18 protein-coding genes are annotated in these 20,282 nt (G+C 67.4%); 8 read left to right on the forward strand and 10 right to left on the reverse strand.

Features of this window, described 5'->3' with window-relative positions:
* Window positions 1-4 precede the first annotated feature (4 nt).
* The 4 genes from ACQR1X_RS25485 to ACQR1X_RS25500 all read right to left on the reverse strand — a co-directional run bounded on the left by ACQR1X_RS25485 (window position 5) and on the right by ACQR1X_RS25500 (window position 4,658).
* Window positions 5-1,264, reverse strand: coding sequence for an Hsp70 family protein (locus ACQR1X_RS25485; protein ID WP_316217996.1), 1,260 nt, complete (start codon window positions 1,262-1,264; stop codon window positions 5-7).
* Window positions 1,265-1,435: 171 nt separating this feature from the next.
* Window positions 1,436-2,059: a peptide chain release factor H gene (gene prfH, locus ACQR1X_RS25490; protein ID WP_434893133.1), complete on the reverse strand. Its 624-nt coding sequence runs from the start codon at window positions 2,057-2,059 to the stop codon at window positions 1,436-1,438.
* Entirely contained in the window at window positions 2,056-3,195 is a 1,140-nt protein-coding gene (locus tag ACQR1X_RS25495) for an RNA ligase RtcB family protein (RefSeq protein ID WP_315805669.1), read from the reverse strand. The genes prfH and ACQR1X_RS25495 overlap by 4 nt, the downstream gene beginning before the upstream one ends.
* 479 nt (window positions 3,196-3,674) lie before the next feature.
* Window positions 3,675-4,658, reverse strand: coding sequence for a phosphotransferase enzyme family protein (locus tag ACQR1X_RS25500; RefSeq protein WP_434893132.1), 984 nt, complete (start codon window positions 4,656-4,658; stop codon window positions 3,675-3,677).
* Window positions 4,659-5,504: 846 nt separating this feature from the next.
* Between ACQR1X_RS25500 and ACQR1X_RS25505 the strand changes: the two genes are divergently transcribed.
* Window positions 5,505-6,734, forward strand: a complete 1,230-nt coding sequence (locus ACQR1X_RS25505; protein ID WP_434890807.1) for an APC family permease — start codon at window positions 5,505-5,507, stop codon at window positions 6,732-6,734.
* Between the two features lie 25 nt (window positions 6,735-6,759).
* Window positions 6,760-8,037: an MgtC/SapB family protein gene (locus ACQR1X_RS25510; RefSeq protein ID WP_434893131.1), complete on the forward strand. Its 1,278-nt coding sequence runs from the start codon at window positions 6,760-6,762 to the stop codon at window positions 8,035-8,037.
* Between the two features lie 11 nt (window positions 8,038-8,048).
* Here the strand turns inward: ACQR1X_RS25510 and ACQR1X_RS25515 are convergent, their stop codons facing one another.
* From ACQR1X_RS25515 to ACQR1X_RS25535, 5 genes are all read right to left on the reverse strand, one after another.
* Window positions 8,049-10,010, reverse strand: coding sequence for a putative bifunctional diguanylate cyclase/phosphodiesterase (locus ACQR1X_RS25515; protein ID WP_434893130.1), 1,962 nt, complete (start codon window positions 10,008-10,010; stop codon window positions 8,049-8,051).
* A 240-nt stretch (window positions 10,011-10,250) separates the two neighbouring features.
* A complete protein-coding gene (locus tag ACQR1X_RS25520; protein WP_042340571.1) occupies window positions 10,251-10,808 on the reverse strand; it encodes an HNH endonuclease in 558 nt (185 codons plus the stop codon).
* Between the two features lie 232 nt (window positions 10,809-11,040).
* Window positions 11,041-12,015, reverse strand: coding sequence for a peptidyl-alpha-hydroxyglycine alpha-amidating lyase family protein (locus tag ACQR1X_RS25525; RefSeq protein ID WP_434899847.1), 975 nt, complete (start codon window positions 12,013-12,015; stop codon window positions 11,041-11,043).
* A 75-nt stretch (window positions 12,016-12,090) separates the two neighbouring features.
* A complete protein-coding gene (locus tag ACQR1X_RS25530) occupies window positions 12,091-13,182 on the reverse strand; it encodes a DUF2855 family protein (protein WP_434899848.1) in 1,092 nt (363 codons plus the stop codon).
* Between the two features lie 108 nt (window positions 13,183-13,290).
* Window positions 13,291-13,944, reverse strand: coding sequence for a DNA-3-methyladenine glycosylase family protein (locus ACQR1X_RS25535; RefSeq protein ID WP_434895758.1), 654 nt, complete (start codon window positions 13,942-13,944; stop codon window positions 13,291-13,293).
* Window positions 13,945-14,065: 121 nt separating this feature from the next.
* Here ACQR1X_RS25535 and gluQRS point away from each other — a divergent pair, with 121 nt between their 5' ends.
* Together gluQRS and ACQR1X_RS25545 are read left to right on the forward strand one after the other, a co-directional pair.
* Window positions 14,066-14,935 carry a tRNA glutamyl-Q(34) synthetase GluQRS gene (gluQRS, locus tag ACQR1X_RS25540; RefSeq protein WP_434899849.1) on the forward strand — a complete coding sequence of 290 codons (870 nt, stop codon included), beginning with the start codon at window positions 14,066-14,068 and terminating at the stop codon, window positions 14,933-14,935.
* Between the two features lie 557 nt (window positions 14,936-15,492).
* Window positions 15,493-16,635: an ATP-binding protein gene (locus ACQR1X_RS25545; RefSeq protein WP_434899870.1), complete on the forward strand. Its 1,143-nt coding sequence runs from the start codon at window positions 15,493-15,495 to the stop codon at window positions 16,633-16,635.
* On the opposite strand, the gene ACQR1X_RS25550 is transcribed toward ACQR1X_RS25545, so the two are convergent.
* Entirely contained in the window at window positions 16,562-17,455 is an 894-nt protein-coding gene (locus ACQR1X_RS25550; RefSeq protein WP_315718152.1) for a YihY/virulence factor BrkB family protein, read from the reverse strand. The genes ACQR1X_RS25545 and ACQR1X_RS25550 overlap by 74 nt on opposite strands.
* Window positions 17,456-17,585: 130 nt before the next feature.
* Here ACQR1X_RS25550 and ACQR1X_RS25555 point away from each other — a divergent pair, with 130 nt between their 5' ends.
* The 4 genes from ACQR1X_RS25555 to ACQR1X_RS25570 all read left to right on the forward strand — a co-directional run bounded on the left by ACQR1X_RS25555 (window position 17,586) and on the right by ACQR1X_RS25570 (window position 20,221).
* Window positions 17,586-17,780 (forward strand): twin transmembrane helix small protein, encoded by a 195-nt coding sequence (locus tag ACQR1X_RS25555; protein WP_008964842.1) that lies wholly within the window; start codon window positions 17,586-17,588, stop codon window positions 17,778-17,780.
* A 37-nt stretch (window positions 17,781-17,817) separates the two neighbouring features.
* Complete coding sequence (locus ACQR1X_RS25560; protein ID WP_315812425.1) at window positions 17,818-18,390, forward strand: cob(I)yrinic acid a,c-diamide adenosyltransferase; 573 nt, start codon at window positions 17,818-17,820, stop codon at window positions 18,388-18,390.
* Window positions 18,391-18,524: 134 nt separating this feature from the next.
* Entirely contained in the window at window positions 18,525-19,274 is a 750-nt protein-coding gene (locus tag ACQR1X_RS25565; protein ID WP_315718150.1) for an electron transfer flavoprotein subunit beta/FixA family protein, read from the forward strand.
* Complete coding sequence (locus ACQR1X_RS25570) at window positions 19,274-20,221, forward strand: electron transfer flavoprotein subunit alpha/FixB family protein (protein WP_434899850.1); 948 nt, start codon at window positions 19,274-19,276, stop codon at window positions 20,219-20,221. Before ACQR1X_RS25565 ends, ACQR1X_RS25570 begins: the two co-directional genes overlap by 1 nt.
* Window positions 20,222-20,282: the final 61 nt, after the last annotated feature.

Here is a 20,282-nt window from a genome sequence, read left to right on the forward strand (position 1 = left end):
GGCGTCAGCCGAACTTGCGCCGCGCGTCGAGCGCGAGCCCGATGCCGACGCTGCCGAGCAGGTCGGTCTCGGCGATGCGCGCCGCCGGAAACAGCGCCAGGATGGCCTGACGCAGCGCCGGCACCATGCTCGAGCCGCCGGTGAGGAAGATGGTGTTGATGGCAGCGGCCTCGACGCCGGCATCGTCGAGCAGCTTCGTCACCGTGCCGACGACGCGCTCGACGGAATCGGCGATGGCGCGGTCGAAATCCTTGCGCGTGAACTTGATGCGCGCCCAGTCGTCCTTCTCCGACAGCACCGAGGTCAGCGACTTCGCCGCTGTCAGCGCGATCTTGGCCTGCTCGACGCCGATCGCGAGCGTATGGCCGCGATGCTCCTCCACCACCTTGATGAAGCGGTCGACCAGATCGCGCCGCTCGGCCTCGTAGCGGATCTGGCGCAGCTCGCCGATCACGCCTCTCTTGTAGAGCTGGTTGATGCGGTGCCAAGTGGCGAGCTCGTGGTAGTACAGCGTCGGCAAATTGCGCTTGCCGTCGGCGGTCAGGCTGCCATAGCCGAGATGCGGCATCACGCTCTTCAGACTGAGCAGCCGGTCGAAATCGGTGCCGCCGATATGGATGCCGCCATTGGCGAGGATGTCGTCCTCGCGATGCGCCTTGCTGCGCCGCTCAGGCGAGACGCGCACGATCGAGAAATCCGAGGTGCCGCCGCCGATGTCGACGATCAGCACCAGCTCTTCGTGCGCGACCTGCTGCTCGTAGTCGAGCGCGGCGGCGATCGGCTCATATTGGAACGCGATGTGCTTGAAGCCCTGGTCGCGCGCGATTCCCTCCAGCGCGCTCTGCGCTTCCGCGTCGGCCGCATCATCCTTGTCGACGAAGCGGACGGGACGGCCGAGCACGACCTGGTTGATCTCCCTGCCGAGCCTCTTCTCGATCTGCGTCTTCAGATGCGCGAAGAAGAAGCCGAGGATGCCGGCAAACGGCACCGCCTTCTGCCGGATATAGGTCTTCTCGTGAATCAGCGCGGTGCCGAGGATGCTCTTCAGCGCGCGCATGAAGCGGCCGTCGTGGCCGGTCAGATAGCGCTCGATCGCGTTGCGCCCGAACTGGATGCCGTGATCCTCGAAATCGAAGAACATCGCGCTCGGCAAGGTCCGCTGCTCGCCCTCCAGGGGGATGAGCTGGGCTGAGGCATGATCGCTGAGGCCGACGGTGGTGTTCGAAGTGCCGAAGTCGATGCCACAATGGGCCGCTGCCGCCATGCTCGTCTCGTTTCCGTCCGGGGGGCGGTCCGCTTAGCCGTTCGGCGGCGCGATGTCATCCGCCAATATGCGGAGCGGCGCGCATGGCGGTCGTCTGGCGGAGAGATGACTGTGCATCCCTGCCTGTCGAAGGTGCAGTCGGGGGCTCTCACGCCCCCGGCTGTCCGGTGATCATCCCGCCGGCCTGAACGCTGGTCCCTCGAAGCGCAGCCCGGCTGCGCCACGTTCGACGCTGTCATGCGCCGCGTGGATGAGGCGCGCCACGCCGGCGTCCGCCAGGCGCGCGCGGCCGTCCAGCAGTGCGGCGAGACGCGCGAGCGCCAGCGCCTTGTTGCGATGCTGCGAGCGGCCGTCGCGCGCGATCGCGACCAGCCCCGTCGGCACGTGAACCGCGCGCACCGCGCTCTCGGTCTTGTTCTGGTGCTGGCCGCCGGGCCCGCCGGCACGAAAGCTTTCGAACCGGACGTCGGTGGCCGCCAACGCCGCCATCCGTTCCGACAGGGGCAGATCGACGATGCCGACGAACCAGTTCTTGCGGCCGTGATGCGGCCGCAGCGGACTGCGGCACACCCAGAGCAGCGAGCCCTGCGTCCAGCGCCGCGCGAGGTCAGACGCCGTCGACCCGTCCAGCACGACGATCGCGCTGGCCGGCCCATGCCGGTCGGTCTGCTCTCGCGCGATCGCGCATGCGCAATCCGCCGCCTCGGCCTCGTTGGCGAGCCGCTGAAGCGCATGCGCCACCGCGAGCCGGCATTCGGCGGGACCGCGCCCCGCCGTGAGGAGCAGCCGTCTCATCGACGGTCCTCCTTGCGCGGCCGCTCGACGGCGATCTTCTTCACCGTCACCAGCGGGCGGAAGCTGGCGACGACGCGCGCGAGCCCGAATGCTTCGAGATCGGCGATCACGCCGGCGATCGGCTTGTAGGCCTCCGGTGCCTCCTCGGCGAGCAGCGCGCGGTCCTCGCAGATCACGCGGCCGCCGAACGGATTGCGCGCGAGACGCTCGCGATCCGATCGCGTGGCGCCGACACGGCCGATCATCGATGACCGGTCGAACTTGCGACCGGCGCCATGGGCGATCGACCACAACGCCTCGTTTGGCGCTGACGCGAGCGGCGCGACCAGATAGGACAGCGCGCCGCGCGAGCCCGGCACGACGACGAGCCCCTGGTCGGACGGCGCCGCGCCTTTCCGGTGCAGCACGCCGTCTGCGCGGTGCTCGATACAATTGTGCGAGCACGCGCAGACCGGATCGGCCTCACAGCGCAAGGCCGCTGCCGCCCGGCGAGCGATCACCTGGCGGTTCAACGACGCCCAGCGCAGCGCGTGGTCATGCGCGGCCAGATAGGCCTGACCGGCTTCGCTGTCGGGGGCGAGCGGCTTCAGCCCGTCCGCGACGTGCCGTTCGAGCAGCGCGTGGCCGAGGCCGCGCGAGCCCGAATGCACCAGCAGATGCGCGCGGTCGCGATCGATGCCGCAGGAGGGATCGAACACCTCCTCGACCGCCTGCAGCTCGCAGAAATGATTGCCGCCGCCGATCGTGCCGAGCGAGGCATCGAAGTCGGACGGTGCCAGCTCACATCTCGCGAGCTCGCTTGCGATGTCGCCGTCATAGGGTGTGGCGACGTCGCGCAGCCGGTCGGCCGCCTTGTCGACGCGGATGCGGCGCGACGCGAGGTCGAGCGCGAACAGCGCCATGCCGCAGCCCGCGTCGGAGCCGACGAAGGCCGGGTGGATATGGTCGGCGAGAATGGCGCAGCCGACCGGGCCGAACTTGCCGGGATGCAGGTCCGGCATGCCGGCGACGGCACGCACGCCGGAGATGGCAGCCACCGTTTCGAGCTGGCGCACGGCGGCGCCCTCGATCCAGGAGCTGGACGAGTAGTAACCGTGAATCGGCGCACGGCCGTCCACGCGATGGGAAATGCCCATGGGAGTACCTTGGAGACAGACAGGGAGATATGGTCAGGGATGATCAGCGCGCGCGAAGGCGCACGCAGGCCGCGCCACACCTCGCCTCACGCGAGGATCAGGCCCGGCGGCTCCTGGCGGAGCAACGGATGATCGCAGTCATCGTCTTTCTCCAATCGGCGGAGCGGAATGCTCGACGCCGGTGGCGTACTAATCACATCGTTCGTGGTTTGACAATGCGTCTGATGAGTTGATCTGCTGGCTGTGGCGGACGCGACACGGCAACCGCCGCAGCGATCAGAACAACGTCAGGAAATCGATGCGTCGACGATGACCTTGTCGAAGGACGGTGGCGGATCGATTACCGGGAGCACCCCATGCGACGGAAGCGCTGCGACCTGAGCGACATGTCCGCCACGCAGCCGATGATGCCGAGCCGGCGTACCCGAACGATCGTATCAGTCATGGTTCAAAGTCTCCCATGCTGCCGTCGGTCAAGCTCATATAAGGCGTGCCCCCAGCTGCTGCGCCTCCCAGCCTTCAAGGAATTCACGCTGCTGCGTGATCCAGCGGACCGGCTCGCTGCCCCACTCGCGCGAGCGGCTGGCCTGTTCGCCCATCAGCCAGATGTGCCTGACGATCACGAAGGCATGCGCGGCCTCGAAATCCGCCGCCGAGATCGGGCGGACCGATCGATAGCCGTCGACGAAAGCATGCCACGCCGCGTGAAAGCGCCGACCGAACGACAGCTTGGCCCACAGGAACACAGCCAGGTCATAGGCCAGATAGCCGCGGCCGCTATCGTCGAAATCGAAGAAGACGGCCTCGCCAGCGGCGCCGATACGCGCATTGAAGCCATGGCAGTCGCCGTGACAATGCGTCCACGCCAGGCCTTGCATCGCCTCGATTCCGGCGGCTGTTCGCGCACAGACCTCCTGAAGAAAGCCGCCGTCGTCGGATCCGATGGTGCGACAGAGATTCTCAACGCGCGCGAGCGGCCGGTGCAACAGATGGTCGAGGTCCAGCCGGTAGAGCGGCGCTTCCGGCTGATAAGACATCGCCGCATCGTGGACTCTCGCAAGCGTGACGCCGTTGGCGTGAGCATCGGATTGCGAGGCGACGTCCGGCATTCGTCCATCGATTGCGGGAAACAGCACGCCTTCCCGTCGGCCTTCCGCCGCCTCGCCGCGCACGAACAGGTTGCCGTCGCGCGCCGGAACGGCCGCGGCTACGGGCACGCCGCAGCGCGCCAGATGCGCGAGAAAGTCGGTTTCGGTGCGGACATCGGCCGCGCCTCGGGCGCGGTGATGCGACAGCCGAAAGACGTAGCGGTCGCCGCTCGCGGTCGTGACAAGATAGACGTCGTTGAAACCGCGATTCACCATTCGGCACGCGAGCGGCTCTGATAGCACGTAGTGATTGGCCACGAAGCGTCCGATGCTCTCGGCGCTGGTTGTCGTGTAGAGCGGCTCGAATTCGGGCACAGTGCCTGTTCCGGAATGATGCGATGTTGTGGCATCCTAAGCCGCTGCGGCTCGCGGTGGAAGGCGGCGAACGCGCGTGTGATGGAGTCGCTCAGGCGTATTCAGGTCGTGCGGGGCTGCCCGCCGGCCAAATCAGTCAATGTTTCGCGCGCAATCGGCCGACATTGTCCAGAGCCTCGACGAAAAAGATTCTTGTTTCTTGTTTTCGGAATTTGTGGTCATCTATCGCCATCCCGCCTCATGCAGAGGGGCGTACGCGTCGTCACGATACGCTGGGGTGGGGAGTGGTGGCCGTTGCGATGTCGGGCGCGTTCGCGCGCAGACGACTGACGCCGTGACGGACGGTCAAGCCGTGTGGTCCTGGCGCCCCGACGCTGGCGTCAAGTCTGCTGCGACATGACGTGTCGTGCGGATGACGGGGGCAAACAAGCCGGTCCCCGGGGAGAGCGCGGAGCAGCCGTGAAAACCATCGCGCGGGGAAGGCCGGGTCGATCCGGCTGTACCTGTGGTTCCTGCCCCGTGCATTTTCTCCGCACGGGGGCCACGGGCCTCAGCCGAGGCTCGGTCTTCCCTGCACCCTCTCGATTGCAGAGAGGGAGTTCTATCAGCACGGCTCGGGCGGATTGCGCCGCGAGAGCGCAGACGCGTGTCTCGGCAGACGCATGTAGCACGAACGCGACTGGGCGCCGGTGCGTCGGCGACCCGCGTTGCGCTGACAGGCGGTCGAATGCCGCAGCCGAGCGGATCTTGCGCAGGTCCCGGTTGACCGAGATCAACAGGGCTCGCGCCTGCTCCCTTAAGCCCCTACAACTCTGTTGTTCGTCGTGATCAGGAATGGAATTCGTGGTGCCGCAAGATCCAATCGTGCCTGCGTCCGGCTTGCGGCGTCGGCTCGGACTGCCGTTGCTCGTGCTCTACGGCACGGGCGTGACCGTCGGAGCCGGCATCTACGTCCTGATCGGCGCGGTCGCCGGCCATGCCGGCATCCATTCCTCCTGGGCGTTTGCGCTGGCGGCATTCGTGATGACATTCACCGCCGCCTCCTATGCCGAGCTTGCAACCCGCTATCCCGTGAGCGCCGGCGAGGCCGCCTATGTCCGCGGGGCCTTCAAGTCGCGGCTGTTGTCGACGGCGGTCGGCACGCTGCGACTCGCCACCGGCATCATTGCGGCGGCGGCGGTGACGCTCGGCGGTGCCGGCTACATCCGGCAGCTCATCGACCTGCCGACGCCGTTGATCGCGATGGCGATCGTGGTCGCGCTCGGCATGGTCGCGTCCTGGGGCATTCTCGAATCGGTGATGCTCGCCGGACTGCTGACCCTGATCGAGACCGGCGGGCTGCTGTGGATCATCGTCTCGGCCGTCCACTCCGGCGTCGCGTTCGGCCCGGCCTTGCTGATCCCGCCGCCGCTCGAGCTCGGCGTTCTCTCCGGCATTACCTTCGCCGGCCTGCTGGCGTTCTTCGCCTTCGTCGGCTTCGAGGACCTCGCCAACGTCGTGGAAGAGGCCAAGCGCCCGCAGCGCAACATTCCGTGGGCGATGGCGCTGACGCTGCTGATCACCTCCGCGCTCTATGTGCTGATTGCCGCGATCGCGGTGACCGCCGTGCCGCCGGGCGTGCTGTCGGCCTCGCCGGCGCCGCTCAGCCTGGTGTTCAATGCCGTCGCCGGCATCAGTCCGGCCACCTTCAATGCGATCGCGATCGTGTCCACGCTCAACACCATTCTCGCCCAGATGACGATGACGGCCCGCGTCGTCTACGGCATGGCGGGGCAGGGCGACCTGCCGCGCATCGCCGGTCGGGTCGATCCCCGCACCGGAACGCCGCTGATCGCAACCGGCCTCGTCATGCTGGCGGTCGCGATCCTGGCGCTGGCCTTCCCGCTGGAGCGGCTGGCGGAAGGCACCTCGCTCGCGACGCTGACGATCTTTGCCATCGTCAATCTGTGCCTGCTCCGGATTCGCATCCGGCGCATCGGGTCGGATGCTCCCCATGTCAGGGTGCCGCTATGGATTCCCGCACTCGGTCTCATCACATGTCTGCTGATGATCGTCAGCGCATTCGTCGCGCCGTGAACAGGTGTGATTCAGGACGATGGCGATGCCGGATGTCATGAGCCTCAGTCCCGAGATCATCGCGATCGTCGTCGCACTCGGCATCGGATTGCTGATCGGTCTCGAGCGCGAGCGGCGCAAGGGCGAGGGACCCGGTCGCTCGTCCGCGGGGTTGCGGACCTTTGCCGTGGCGTCGCTGGCCGGCGCGATCGGCATGCTGATCGGCGGCAAGCTGCTGCTGGCCGTCGTCACCGCCGGAATCATGGTCCTGACGGCGATCGCCTACTGGCGCTCGCGCAGCGACGATCCGGGACTGACCTCGGAGGCGGCGCTGATCCTGACCGTCCTGCTCGGCGGCCTAGCCACCGAGCGTCCGGCCCTGGCGGCCGGCGTCGCCGTCGTGCTGGCGGTGCTGCTCGCGGCGCGGCCGATGCTGCACGATTTCGTCCGTTCGGTGCTCAGCGAGAGCGAGCTCAAGGACGGCCTGATCTTTGCCGCGGCGACGCTGGTCGTGCTGCCCCTGCTTCCGGATCAGCCGATCGGTCCGTTCGGGGCGCTCAACCTGCGCGGCATCTGGACGCTCGTGGTGCTGATGATGGCCATCGGCGCCGCCGGGCATATCTCGATGCGTCTGCTCGGCGCCCGCGGCGGGCTCGCGGTGTCCGGCTTCGCCTCGGGCTTCGTCTCCAGCACCGCCACGATCGGCGCGATGGGCGCGCGGGCGCGCAAGGCTCCGGAACTTGGCGGTGCCGCCGCCGCGGGCGCGGCATTGTCGACGGTGGCGACCATCGCCCAGCTCGCCGCGGTGCTGGCCGTCACCAGCCTGCCGGCATTGCACGCGCTGCTGGTTCCGCTGCTCTGTGCCGGCGCGGCGGCGGCGATCTACGGTGGGATATTCACGATCGTCGGGCTGCGCCAGAGCGGCGCCGCCGACCTGCCGACGGGGCGCGCCTTCAGCCTGCCGGGCGCGCTGCTGCTGGCGCTGACGATCTCGGCGGTGCTGGTGCTCTCGGCCGCGTTGCGCGAGGCGTTCGGCGAAGCCGGCCTGGTGGCGAGCGCCGCCGTCGCCGGCTTGGTCGACACCCATGCGCCGGCGGTGGCTGCGGCCACGCTTGCCGCGTCGGGCAAGATCGGCGCCGCCGATGCCGTGGCGCCGGTGCTGGCGGCGCTGTCGGCGAACACGATCAGCAAGATCGTGGTGGCGTGGACCAGCGGCGGGTCGTCCTTCGCCCTGCGCCTCGTTCCTGGACTCATCGTCGTGATTGCCGCCGCGTGGGCCGGCGCCTTCGGTCCGGGCCTTGCGCAGATGCTGGTCCTTCCGTGACCGCGCCGCGCCTACGCGCTGCGCGGCAAGGGCTCGCCTGCGGCAGCAGCACCGCTGCGATGCTGGACGAGCCACGCGATCGCGTCGTCCTCCTTCATCGGCTTGCCGTACAGCCAGCCCTGTCCGTAGGAACAGCCGAGCATGCGAAGGCACTCGGCATCCGCCTCGCTCTCGACGCCCTCGGCGATCATGCGGTGGCCGAGCGGCAGCGCCACCGCGGTGATGGCGGCGACGAGCTGCTGATCCCGTCGGTTGGCGGCGATGCCGTGGATGAAGGAGCGGTCGATCTTGATGGTGTCGATCTCGACCGCCATCAGGTTGGCGATCGAGGAATGGCCGACGCCGAAATCGTCGATCGCAAGACCGAAGCCATATTGGTCGATCAGCTTCAATTCGTCGGCGCAGCGCCTGGGATCGAACATCGCCTCTTCGGTCACCTCGATCTCGATCCGGTGCGGATCGACGCCGTAGCGCTCGGAGACGGTCTTCAGGGTCTGCGCCGGCGAGTGAAGCGGGAATTCGCGCGGCGAGACGTTGATCGACACCCGGATGCCGTGCGCCTTCTTGCGGTCGAGCGCGCGCAGGAACGCGCAGACGCGCTCGCCCACGAACTCCGTGAGCTGGCCGGACAGGCGCAACCGGATCGCCGCGGACACGATGTCCGGCGGCGGGATCAATCCGGCGCTCGGATGCTTCCAGCGCAGCAGCGCCTCGAAGCCGATGACCTCCTGGGTCGCCATCGCCACCTGAGGCTGGAATTCGACGTGGAGCTCGCGGCGGGCCAGCGCCGCCGGCAGCTCGGCGTCGAGCCGGCGCTGCAGCGTCAGCTCGGACTGCATCTTGGCGTCGAACACGCGCATGCAGGCGCGGCCGTCGTCCTTGGCGCGGTAGAGCGCGACGTCGGCGCGGGCGGAGAGCTCTTCCAGATCGATCGGGCCTTCCGCATGCGTCGCGATGCCGATCGAGCAGCTGACGGGCAGCAACTGGCCCGCGATCGCGAGCGGCTGCGCGAGGGCGGCCATCAGCCATTCGGCGAGTGCGACGGATCGGCTCGCCACATCGTCGCCCTGCATGACGACGACGAACTCGTCGCCGCCCAGGCGGACCGGCAGATCCTCACCGCGGCAGGCGGATTGCAGCAGCGCGGCGATGGCCTGAATGACACGGTCGCCGGCATCGTGGCCGCGCGCGTCGTTGATGGTCTTGAAGTTGTCGACGTCGATCAGGAGGAATGCGACCCCGCGTCCGGACCGGCACGCCGCCGCGGCCACGCTGCGGAAGTGACTGCGATTGGCGAGCCCGGTGAGCGAGTCCGTGCGAACCAGACGCTCCAGGGCGTGATTGGCCTCGGCCACCGACTCCGCGAGCACCGTCGCCTCGATGGCGGTATTCTGGCTCGCGATGAAGTTGCGCTCGCCGAGCCGCGAGGCGCGGAACAGCATGAAGGTCAGGAACGCGACGTCGGCCGCGACGACGTAGTCGACGTCGCTGCCCGAGATCAGCATCCGCAGCACGGTCGCGCCCATCAGTGGCGCGCCGAAGGCGATCGCCATCGGCGAATAAGCGAGACTCTGGATGATGGCGCCGGTGGTGGTGCCGGCCATGATGAAGACGACGTCGTTGACGTTGTGCGCGCGGGAGAAGGCCGGCAGCGCGATCGGGACGATCGCCCACAGCACGCCGCTGGCGAAAGCCATGATGGTGAGATTGCGCAGCACGCGCTGGGCATCACGCTCGATCCGTCCGGATGCCTTCAGGTACGATACCCATCCGGCGCGGAATGCGGCGAAAACGATGGCGGCGCCCAGCCACCCGAAGATGAGGGTGCCGCCCTCCCTGAGATACAGCAGCAGCGCCAGCGAGGTTGCGATCGCCACGTTGGCAAACAGGGTCAGGGAAATGTTCTGCAGCGAGCTCGCCGCCTGGGCTTTCGCGAGCGCCGCCGCCTTGCACTCGGGGATTGCGGTCTGCATGCGCGGAACGGACAGCCTGCTCGAACAATGACGGAAGCGGGCAGCCATGATGGGGCCCACGCGGCAACGCGCGATCATGCTGAACAGGGGCCTAAGGCGGGGTTAATCCAGTCCATTATACCGCCGGACGGCCGCGCCATTCGGCCAGCGGATCGGGCGGCGGGGCATGCGCGGGCAACAGCCAAAGCGTCGCCGCGCCCAGGGCGACGTCCGCACCAGCTCCGACGACGTGCCGATCTGCTACGGATCGAGCTCGGTGTCCCAATAGAGATAGTCGAGCCAGCTATCATGCAGGTAGTTCGGCGGGAACAGCCGGCCGTTGCGATGGAGCTGGTGGACGGTCGGCGCATAGGGCGCCTGCTTGGGGAACATCTTGGCCTGCTGCGGCGTCAGATTGCCCTTGCGCAGATTGCAGGGCGAGCAGGCGGCGACGACGTTCTCCCAGGTGGTCTGGCCGCCCTTGCTGCGGGGAATGACGTGATCGAAGGTCAGGTCGTCGCCGGAGTGGCAGTACTGGCAGGCGAAACGGTCGCGGAGGAAGACGTTGAAGCGGGTGAAGGCCGGATGCGTCGACGGCTTCACGAAGGATTTCAGCGAAACCACGCTGGGCAGCTGGATCTCGAAGGATGGACTTCGGATCGCGCGGTCGTAGTACTCGACGATATTGACGCGATCGAGGAACACCGCCTTGATCGCGTCCTGCCACGACCAGAGAGACAGCGGGTAATAACTCAGCGGCCGGAAGTCCGCGTTCAGCACCAACACCGGCCAACCGCCTTGCGAGACATGTGCGTTCAAGTAACGCTCCTGGCCTCCATAACGGCTGCGAAGCAGCATGCCCTGACATACTACATGCAGCGTGACGGGATTGTGAAGCCCCAAGAATGGCTTGACACATGGTTTGACCTGGCTTCTCCCGCCTTTCGAGCTGCGGTCAAAGCGCGTCAGAACCGTGGCAGAGCGCTCAGCCGCTGCACTGCAAATCAGTTGCATGTCCTCGGCCGGGGCCAGCATCCGCTGGTGGCCAAGGTCAGCCAGGGACGCGCTCCAGCTTCTGCAGACAGCGATGGATCCTGACCTCGTCCGGCATCGGCCGGTCCGGAAAGCTCGTGCTCCAATTGGTGACGCCGACCTCGCCGACATAGATGTCGCCGCGGCTGTCGATTGCGAGGCCATGCGGCGCCAGGAAACGGCCGGTTTCCAGCCCCGGGCCATGCTCGCCGCCGAGCCGCGCCAGTCGCTTGCCGCCGGCGTCCGTGATCGTGAGCCGGGGGCCGAGATTGGGAACGTTGAGGTTGACCGGCATGCCCGGACCGAGCTCGCCGATGATGAAGGTCTTGCGGCCGGCGCCGCAGGCGCACAGCGCGCAGGGCCGATGCAGATTGTTCCACTGCGTCTCGTAGCGGCCGTCGCCGTCGAATATCTGGATGCGGTGGTTCTCGCGGTCCGCGACATAGACGAAGCCGTCGGCATCGGTCGCAATGTTGTGAACGATGTTGAACTGGCCGGAATCGGAGCCGGGCTCGCCCCAACTGCGGATTAGCCGGCCGTCGGGTGTGTATTTGTGGACCCGCGCATTGCCGTAGCCGTCGGAGACGTAGATCTCGCCGGATGGCGACAGCGCGGTGTGGGTGCAGCGGTTGAATGGTTCGCCGCTCATGAAGGGCGTCGGACGCTCCGGCAGGCCGATGGTCAGCAGCACCTTGCCCTCGGGCGTACATTTGCGCACGGTGTGATCACCATCGTCGGTGCAGTAGAGATTGTCGTCGGCGTCGATCGACAGGCCGTGGGCGCGGCTGAACAGCCCCTCGCCAAAACTCCTGATGAAATTGCCGTCGCGGTCGAACACGATCATCGGATGGGCGCCGCGATTGAAGGCGTAGACGCGGTCCTTGCTGTCGACGGCAACCGAGGCGACGTCGGTCAGCGCCCAGCCGTCGGGCAGCTTGGCCCAGCCCTTGACGACGCGATAGCTGTGCTCGCCGGAGCCGAGAGTGATGGACATGAAGCAGCCTCCGGGAATTCGCCTGATCTGAGCTGCCGCAAGGCTACACGCGACCGGCACCCGGCGGAAAGCGCCTCATGCCGTCATTGTCAGCATGTGCCCCTGATCCGGCGGAATGCGTCCTTGCAGCGTGTCGAGATAGATCCGCTGCACCGCGTCGGGACCGCGTCCATCCACGATCGTCAGCCAGCCGTCGAGCCGCGGGGAAAAGTCCTGCCACGCCGCGCCGAGCCGCTTTTCGATGCCGCCGGGTCCCCATTCCCTGGCGCGCTTCCTGATCTGGTCGGGCGCGAAGAACCAGGTGGGCCGGGCACCGGGAAGCGCGTCTGCGTCGTCGATGACGTCCTGATGCGTCAGCCCGACGCGGCCGGAATAGACCAGGTTGTCGCCGTAGCGTCGATGCAGCGCGGCGCGCAGACTGGCATTGCCGGCCATGTCGACGAAGGCCGCGCTCGTCCCCGCGTCGAGCCTGTCGACCGCATCGTAGGTCACCACCTCGTCATAGCAGCCGAGCGAGCGGACGAAGGCTGCATTCGATGGCGAGGTCAGCCCGATCACGCGGATGCCCTTGCGCTGGGTATGCAGCAGGTGGGCGAGACCGAACGCGGTCTTGCTCGAGGCCGAGGACAGGATGACGGTCGTGGCGCCGAAATGCACCTGCTCGGCAAGGAAGTCGTCGACCAGGAACGACAGCATGAACAGCGGGCGCAGCAGGGCCTGATGATCGCCGTGCCGTCCGGCAAAGGCGGGATCGTCGCCCACCCGTGCATAGGCGTTGTAGACCGGCGCGACGCCCTGGCGGTGTGCGGCCGCGTCGCGCAGGCCGCGCTTGCTCACATCGGCGGCCTCGATGACGAGATGCGTCGCTATCGGGAAGTAGCCGAACAGGCGCTCGCCTTCCGCCACGGCAGGATGGCGAGAGGCGATCACGTCGCCGAAGCCCCACACGGGGATGATGCCGAAGCCGCCGGGCGCAGGAAACAGTTGCCAATATTTCAACTGCTCGCCGAGCAGGGCATAGGTGATGTTGTTGGCGGTGAAGGCGAAGCGGTCTACCTTGACCAGCAGCGCGTCGGCCGGAAGCGCGTCGCTGCCGGGAAGCTCGGTGACGATCGTCTGGCACTGCTGCAGATCGCTGCGTGCGACGATGAAATCGGACGATTGCATGATGAAGACCCCGGCCATGCGATGATGTGCGTCGTGGTGCGATCCTGGCCGACATCGATGACCGTTTTGCAACCCCAACTTTGTTTGAAACGGCGTTCACCGAAGTTGTTAGTTCGCCTGCGTGATGACGCCCTCGCGTTTCTTGAGCACGCGGTAATAGCTCCACCACAGATGCGCGGCCGCGCCGCGCAGCGGCCGCCAGCCTTCTGCAAGCGGCATCATCTGCTTCGCCGTCGGCCGCGCCGCAAGGCCGAGCCCGACCTTGACGGCCTCCTGCACGGCGAGGTCGCCCGCCGGCCAGGCATCGCCATGGCCAAGGCAGAACAGCAGGTAGACGTCGGCTGTCCACGGCCCGATGCCGGGCAGCGCGGTGAGGGTCGCATGCGCGGCGTCGGCGTCCTCATTGGCGAGAACGTCGAGATTGAGGCGCTCGGCGCCGAGTTCGCGCGCAATGTGCTTCAGCGTCTTGATCTTGGCCGCTGAGAGCCCGAGCCGGCCCAGCCGGTCGGCACGGGCGCGGCGGATCGCGTCGGCATCGAACGGATCGAACGCCGCCTGCAGCCGGCCCCAGATCGCCGCCGCGCTCGCGGTCGACAATTGCTGGCCGCAGACAATGTGCGCGATCCCGGCAAAGCCCGGCTCCCGCCGCCGCAACGCCGGCATGCCGGTGGCGGCGAGGATCGGAGCGAGGCGGTTGTCCTGCTTCACCAGCTCGCGGACCGCGTCCTCGAGAATGTCCTGGCTGTCGAGATGGAGGGTCATGTGTCTAAAGCTTTCTGCGTCGTCATGCGCGGGCTTGACCCGCGCATCCATCTCGGATCGAACGTAATTGAAGGATGATTGTCGGATCGCGCCAGCTCAAGTCCGGCAATGACAAGATGTCATGCCACCCGTTTTCCGATTTGCCCCCAGTCCGAATGGCTATCTGCATCTCGGCCACGCTTATTCGGCGCTGTTGAACGTCCGATGCGCGCAGCAGAGCGGCGGCCGCTTGCTGCTGCGCATCGAGGACATTGACCCCACCCGGTGCCGGCCGGAGTTCGAGCAGGCGATCTATGAGGACCTCGCCTGGCTCGGCATCGCGTGGGAGCAGCCGGTGCGGCGACAATCGGAGCACCTTGCCGAGTACCGCGCTGCGCTGGACCGGCTGCGGGGCATGGGGCTGGTCTATCCGAGCTTCGAGAGCCGGGCCGAGATCGCGCGGCTGGTCGCGCAACGGGATGCGGACGGGGCTTGGCCGCGCGACCCCGACGGGGCGCCGCTCTATCCGGGGACGGCGACCTCGCTTTCCGAAGCGCGACGTGCGGAGCTGATGGCCGGTGGCGTGCCCTATGCCTTGCGGCTGGACATGGCCGCGGCGATCGCGCGCGTGGGCCGGCTGGCCTGGGACGAGCAGGGCGCCGGGCCTTCGGGCGAGAGCGGCAGGGTCGAAGCAAGGCCGGAGGCCTGGGGGGATGTGGTTCTGGCGCGCAAGGAGACACCGACCAGCTATCACCTTTCCGTCGTGATCGACGACGCCCTGCAGGGGGTGACCGAGGTGGTGCGCGGCCAGGATCTGTTTCATGCCACCAGCGTCCACCGGCTGCTGCAGGTCCTGCTCGGCCTGCCGGCGCCGGCCTATCGGCATCACCAACTGATTCGCGACGCACAGGGCCACAAGCTGTCCAAGTCCACCCAGGCGACGGGATTGCGCGCCTTGCGCGCGGAAGGCGTCTCGCCGGCGGAAATCCGACACAGGATCGGCATGGTCTAGCCGCGTCCTGCCGCAAGCCCGATGTCTTCCCACGTTTCCGGCGGGGACAACCTCCGGGGCATCGTGACACCCGGAAACGACCGTGCCATGCTGCTCGGTGGCGCGGGTAATCGGGAGCTTCAATCGAAAGCGGCACGACGAGACATGACAGTAGAAGTGCCCCTTCGTTTTTCGGAGTTCATGTCACAGGGGCCATGATGAAGCGCGTTCGGAACATGAGTACGGGGCGCCGGGCCCGACCGGCCAAGCCGGCTGCGCCCAGGCCCGCCGCGGCGTCGAGGCCGGCCGGTGGAAAGACGCCCTCTGGAATGGCGCCGTCGAAGGTCTCGTCCAAAGCAGGGAAGCCGAAGACGCCCGCCGCGAAGGCGCCGCCGGCCAGGGAGCGCGCCAAGGCGCGACCGCTCAAGAAGCACGTTCCTCAGGTCACGGCGATGGCGGGGAGCCGGCGCAGCGCGGCCAAGGCCGGATCAGCCAAACCTGGATCAGCCAAGCCCGTCTCGGCGAAAGGGGCGGCGTTCGGGCCTGGCGGACCAGGTGCGGGAGTCGTCGAAGCCGCCTTGGCGGTGTTCGCCCACGAGGTCCGCACGCCGCTGACAGGCATTCTCGCCATCAGCGACCTGCTCGCCACATCCGAACTCGGCGAGCGCGAGCGGCGCTGGGTCGACACCATCAAGGCCGGCGCGGAGCATCTGTCGAGCCTGGCGACCCTGTTCGTCGATGCCGCCAAGCAGGAGACCGCGGGGACGCTGCTGCGCGAGGATCTGTTCGACCTGCGCGTGCTGGCGCGCGCCGCCGGGGACTCGCTGTCCGGCCGCGCCGCCGCCAAGGGGCTGGAGGCCAAGGTCCGTGTCTCCGACGATTTGCCGGGGCTCGTCGTCGGTGACCCCGTGCGGCTACGCGCCGCACTCGAAAATCTGATCGATAATGCGGTGAAGTTCACCGAGCAGGGGGGCGTGGCGCTGGACATCGCGCTGGCCGGCAAGGCCGGGCGCGGCAGGCCGATCAGGCGCGCCGCCAAGGGCAAGGTCGCGGTCGCCTTCCGTGTTTCCGATTCCGGCATCGGCCTGACCCTGCAGGAGATCAAGCGGCTGTTCCGCCCGTTCAGCCAGGCCAATGTCTCGATCGCCTCGCGCTTCGGGGGCGCCGGCCTCGGCCTGTCCTCGGTTCGGCAAATCGCGCGCGCCATGGGCGGCGACGTCGCGGTGGCGCCGCATGAAGGCGGCGGCACGACCTTCACGCTGACCGTGGCGCTGACCGTGGCGGCCGCGCCGCACACCACGGCGGGCGGCTCGGAAGATGGCGTCACCCTGGGGCCGACGCGGCCCTTGCGCATCCTCGGCGTCGAGGACAATCCGTTCGGCCGCGTGGTGCTCAACACGATCCTCAACGAGCTCGGCCACCAGGCGGAGTTCATCGGCCGCGGCGAGGCCGCACCGGAGCGGATCGCGGCCGGCAATTACGATGCGGTGCTGATGGACATGGTGCTGCCCGGCATCAACGGCGTCGAGGCGATTGCTCGCATTCGCAAGCTGGACGCGCCCCACGGGACTATCCCGATCATCGGCGTGTCCGGACGCGGCGAGGACGAGGCGGCCTCGCGTGCTGCCGGCGCGGACGCGTTCCTGCTCAAGCCCGTTTCGCCGCGGGCTCTAGCGACTGCGCTTCTTGGAGCGACACGCCGCGCGGCAGCCGCGACTTGATGATCGAAGCGTTCAATTCGCCGCCATACACGAAGATCGCGGCGATGAAATACAGGAACACCAGTGCGATGATCACCGATGCGAGCCCCGCATACATCGTGACGTAGTTGTTGGCGAAGCGCGCCAGGTACTGGCCGAACACGATGCCCGACACCAGCGAGGCGATGAAGGTGAAGACGATGCCGGGCAGGATCTGCATGAAGCTGCGCCGCCCCGCCGGCAGCCAGGCGTGCAGGATGAACAGCGCGACGACCAGCGCGCTGATGGTGATGCCGTAGCGCGTCAGGTTGACGAAGCGCTCGTTGGCTTCCACCGCCAGCGGCAGGTAGCGCCGGGCGGTGGCCAGCATCAGCGGGCCGAGCACGATCAGGAACGACATTGCCAGCGCCGTGAACGCGGCGACCAGGGTATAGCCGATCGATTCCAGCCGCAGCCAGTACCAGCGGCGCTGCTCGATCACGCCGTAGGCGCGGTTGAGCGCGACCCGCAGCGCCTCGACGCCGTTCGAGGCGAAGTAGACCGCGAGCACGGCGCCGATGGTCAGCGCATCGGTCCGGGTCGTGGTCAGCACGTCGTGGATCTCGCCGGTCAGCGCATCCGCCACCTGCGCCGGCCAGGTCTCGAGCATCAAGGTGGCGGCCTGGTCGGCCAGGTCCTTGGAGCCGAGAAAGCCGGCGAGCGAGGTCAGGACGATCAGGAACGGAAACAGCGCCATCAGGGTCGACAGCGCGATATGGCTGGCGATCGCCCAGCCGTCGTCGGCGAGGAAGGTGTAGAACGCGTCCATGACGACGTGGAAGATGTAGCGAAGCGCCTTCACCTGTCCCTGCACTCCGCGAAAGAACGTGATTTGTACAATCCGATATTACGGGTCCAAAAGCCAGAAGTTGCAGCGCCGGCTGCGCGGATCCGCCATGGCGCTCTTGCGTTTGCGGTGTTATCTAGCACCGATGGCTTCACTCCTCGGTAAATTCATCCTTCCCATCGCCGTCGGCGCGGTCGCCCTGGTGCTGTTTCTCGGCCTCGTCAACATGACGCGCGGCGGCTCGCCGAACCTGTCGCAGAAGCTGATGCGCTGGCGGGTGATCCTGCAGTTCGTCGCGATCGTCATTGCCATGGCGGCGATCTGGGCGATGGGGCGCTGAGACCGGGGCGTCGAGAAACGGACGTTGAGAACGCAGCATGGTGGTCCTGAATCGCATCTACACACGGACCGGTGACGACGGCACGACCGCGCTCGGCAATGGCGAGCGGCGTCCCAAGTACGATCTGCGCGTCTCCGCCTATGGAACCGTGGACGAGACCAACGCTGCGATCGGCGTGGCCCGGCTGCATCTGGCCGATGCGCCCGAGATCGATGCGATGCTCGGCCTGATCCAGAACGATCTGTTCGACCTCGGCGCCGATCTCGCCGTGCCGCAGCGCGAGGGCAAGGCGGAGCGGCTGCGCGTCGTCGCGAGCCAGGTCGACCGTCTGGAGCGCGACATCGATACGCTGAACGAGCGGCTCTCGCCGCTGACGTCGTTCGTGCTGCCCGGAGGGACCGCGGCGGCGGCGCATCTGCATGTGGCGCGTACCATTTGCCGCAGGGCGGAACGGATCATGACGGAACTCGCCGGCAAGCCGGACGAGCCCGTCAGCGAGGCCGCCATTCGTTATATGAACCGGTTGTCGGATTTCCTGTTCGTGGCCAGTCGGGCCGCGAACCGGAACGGTGCCGGCGACGTGTTGTGGGTGCCGGGGCAAAACCGTTAACCCGCAAAACCGTTAACGCGGGGGCGTGCGGGCCTGCGTTTTTTCGCCCCTCGCGCGTTGACCGGGGGGTACGGGGGCTTTAGGTTCCGCGCCCGAAAGGTCAACCCCGGACAATTTAGAGCGAAAGAGGATCGATGAAGGTTCTGGTGCCGGTCAAGCGGGTGGTCGATTACAACGTCAAGGTCCGCGTCAAGAGCGACGGATCGGGCGTTGAGCTCGCCAACGTCAAGATGTCGATGAATCCGTTCGACGAGATCGCCGTCGAGGAAGCGCTGCGGCTGAAGGAAGCCGGCAAGGCGACCGAGGTGGTGGTGGTCTCGATCGGGCCCGCGCAGGCGTCCGAGACGATCCGCACCGCGCTCGCGATGGGCGCCGACCGCGGCATCCTGGTCAAGGCCGAAGGCAACGTGGAACCGCTGGCGGTCGCGAAGATCCTCAAAGCCGTGGCGCAGGACGAGCAGCCGGGTCTGATCATCCTCGGCAAGCAGGCGATCGACGACGATTCCAACCAGACCGGCCAGATGCTGGCCGCGCTGCTGGGCTGGGCGCAGGCGACCTTCGCCTCCAAGCTCGAGGTCGAGGGCTCCGATTTCAAGGTCACCCGCGAGGTCGACGGCGGCCTGCAGACCGTGAAGCTCAAGGGGCCGGCGATCGTCACCACCGACCTTCGCCTCAACGAGCCGCGCTACGCGTCGCTGCCGAACATCATGAAGGCGAAGAAGAAGCCGATCGCCGAGAAGACCGCCGCCGACACCGGCGTCGATCTCACGCCGCGGCTCGAAGTGCTCAAGACCACCGAGCCGGCGGGCCGCAAGGCCGGCGTCAAGGTCAAGGACGTCGCCGAGCTCGTCAACAAACTCAAGACCGAGGCGGGGGTGCTCTGATGGCCACGCTGCTGATTGCCGAACACGACAATGCATCCATCAAGGACGCGACCAACAAGGCGCTGACGGCGGCGACAGCCCTCGGCGCCGATGTCGACGTGCTGGTCGCGGGCCAGGGCGCCAAGGCTGCGGCCGAAGCCGCCGCCAAGCTCGCAGGTGTCAAGAAGGTGCTGCTCGCCGATGATGCGGCCTACGCGCATGATCTCGCCGAGCCGCTCGCCGACCTCGTCGTCAAGCTCGCCGCGAACTACGACGCGATCGTCGCGCCGGCGACCTCGCGCTTCAAGAACGTGATGCCGCGCATCGCCGCTTTGCTCGACGTGATGCAGGTGTCGGAGATCATCAAGGTCGTCGCGCCCGACACGTTCGAGCGGCCGATCTATGCCGGCAACGCGATCCAGACCGTGAAGTCGAAGGACGCCAAGAAGGTCATCACCGTGCGCACCTCGACCTTCGCCGCCGCGGCGAGCGAGGGTGGCAGCGCGTCGGTCGAGACCGTGGCGGCCGCCGGTGATCCGGCGCTGTCGAGCTTCGTCGGCGAGGAGGTCGCCAAGAGCGACCGTCCCGAGCTGACGTCGGCCAAGATCATCGTCTCCGGCGGCCGCGCGATGCAGAGCCGCGAGAACTTCGCCAAGTACATCGAGCCGCTCGCCGACAAGCTCGGCGCCGGCGTCGGCGCCTCGCGCGCCGCGGTGGATGCCGGCTATGCGCCGAACGACTGGCAGGTCGGCCAGACCGGCAAGGTGGTGGCGCCGGAGCTCTATGTCGCGGTCGGCATTTCAGGCGCCATTCAGCATCTGGCCGGCATGAAGGACTCCAAGGTGATCGTCGCGATCAACAAGGACGAGGACGCGCCGATCTTCCAGGTGGCCGATTACGGTTTGGTGGCCGATCTCTACCAGGCGGTTCCCGAGCTGACCGACGCGCTCGCCAAGCTCGGCAAGTAACGCTCAAGACACCGGCCGCATGGGACCGCGGCGGCCGGTGTTCTCACTTCCAAGGGCATGG

It is taken from the genome of Bradyrhizobium sp. HKCCYLRH3073 (assembly GCF_051167995.1).
Classification (GTDB): domain Bacteria; phylum Pseudomonadota; class Alphaproteobacteria; order Rhizobiales; family Xanthobacteraceae; genus Bradyrhizobium.

Bases quoted from the DNA above. Each gene is read 5' to 3' on its own strand.
- ACQR1X_RS25485 (WP_316217996.1), bottom strand. From the start codon at position 1,264: ATGGCGGCAGCGGCCCATTGTGGCATCGACTTCGGCACTTCGAACACC.
- prfH (WP_434893133.1), bottom strand. From the start codon at position 2,059: ATGAGACGGCTGCTCCTCACGGCGGGGCGCGGTCCCGCCGAATGCCGG.
- ACQR1X_RS25495 (WP_315805669.1), bottom strand. From the start codon at position 3,195: ATGGGCATTTCCCATCGCGTGGACGGCCGTGCGCCGATTCACGGTTAC.
- ACQR1X_RS25510 (WP_434893131.1), top strand. From the start codon at position 6,760: ATGCCGGATGTCATGAGCCTCAGTCCCGAGATCATCGCGATCGTCGTC.
- ACQR1X_RS25515 (WP_434893130.1), bottom strand. From the start codon at position 10,010: ATGCAGACCGCAATCCCCGAGTGCAAGGCGGCGGCGCTCGCGAAAGCC.
- ACQR1X_RS25525 (WP_434899847.1), bottom strand. From the start codon at position 12,015: ATGTCCATCACTCTCGGCTCCGGCGAGCACAGCTATCGCGTCGTCAAG.
- ACQR1X_RS25530 (WP_434899848.1), bottom strand. From the start codon at position 13,182: ATGCAATCGTCCGATTTCATCGTCGCACGCAGCGATCTGCAGCAGTGC.
- ACQR1X_RS25535 (WP_434895758.1), bottom strand. From the start codon at position 13,944: ATGACCCTCCATCTCGACAGCCAGGACATTCTCGAGGACGCGGTCCGC.
- gluQRS (WP_434899849.1), top strand. From the start codon at position 14,066: ATGCCACCCGTTTTCCGATTTGCCCCCAGTCCGAATGGCTATCTGCAT.
- ACQR1X_RS25555 (WP_008964842.1), top strand. From the start codon at position 17,586: ATGGCTTCACTCCTCGGTAAATTCATCCTTCCCATCGCCGTCGGCGCG.
- ACQR1X_RS25560 (WP_315812425.1), top strand. From the start codon at position 17,818: ATGGTGGTCCTGAATCGCATCTACACACGGACCGGTGACGACGGCACG.
- ACQR1X_RS25565 (WP_315718150.1), top strand. From the start codon at position 18,525: ATGAAGGTTCTGGTGCCGGTCAAGCGGGTGGTCGATTACAACGTCAAG.
- ACQR1X_RS25570 (WP_434899850.1), top strand. From the start codon at position 19,274: ATGGCCACGCTGCTGATTGCCGAACACGACAATGCATCCATCAAGGAC.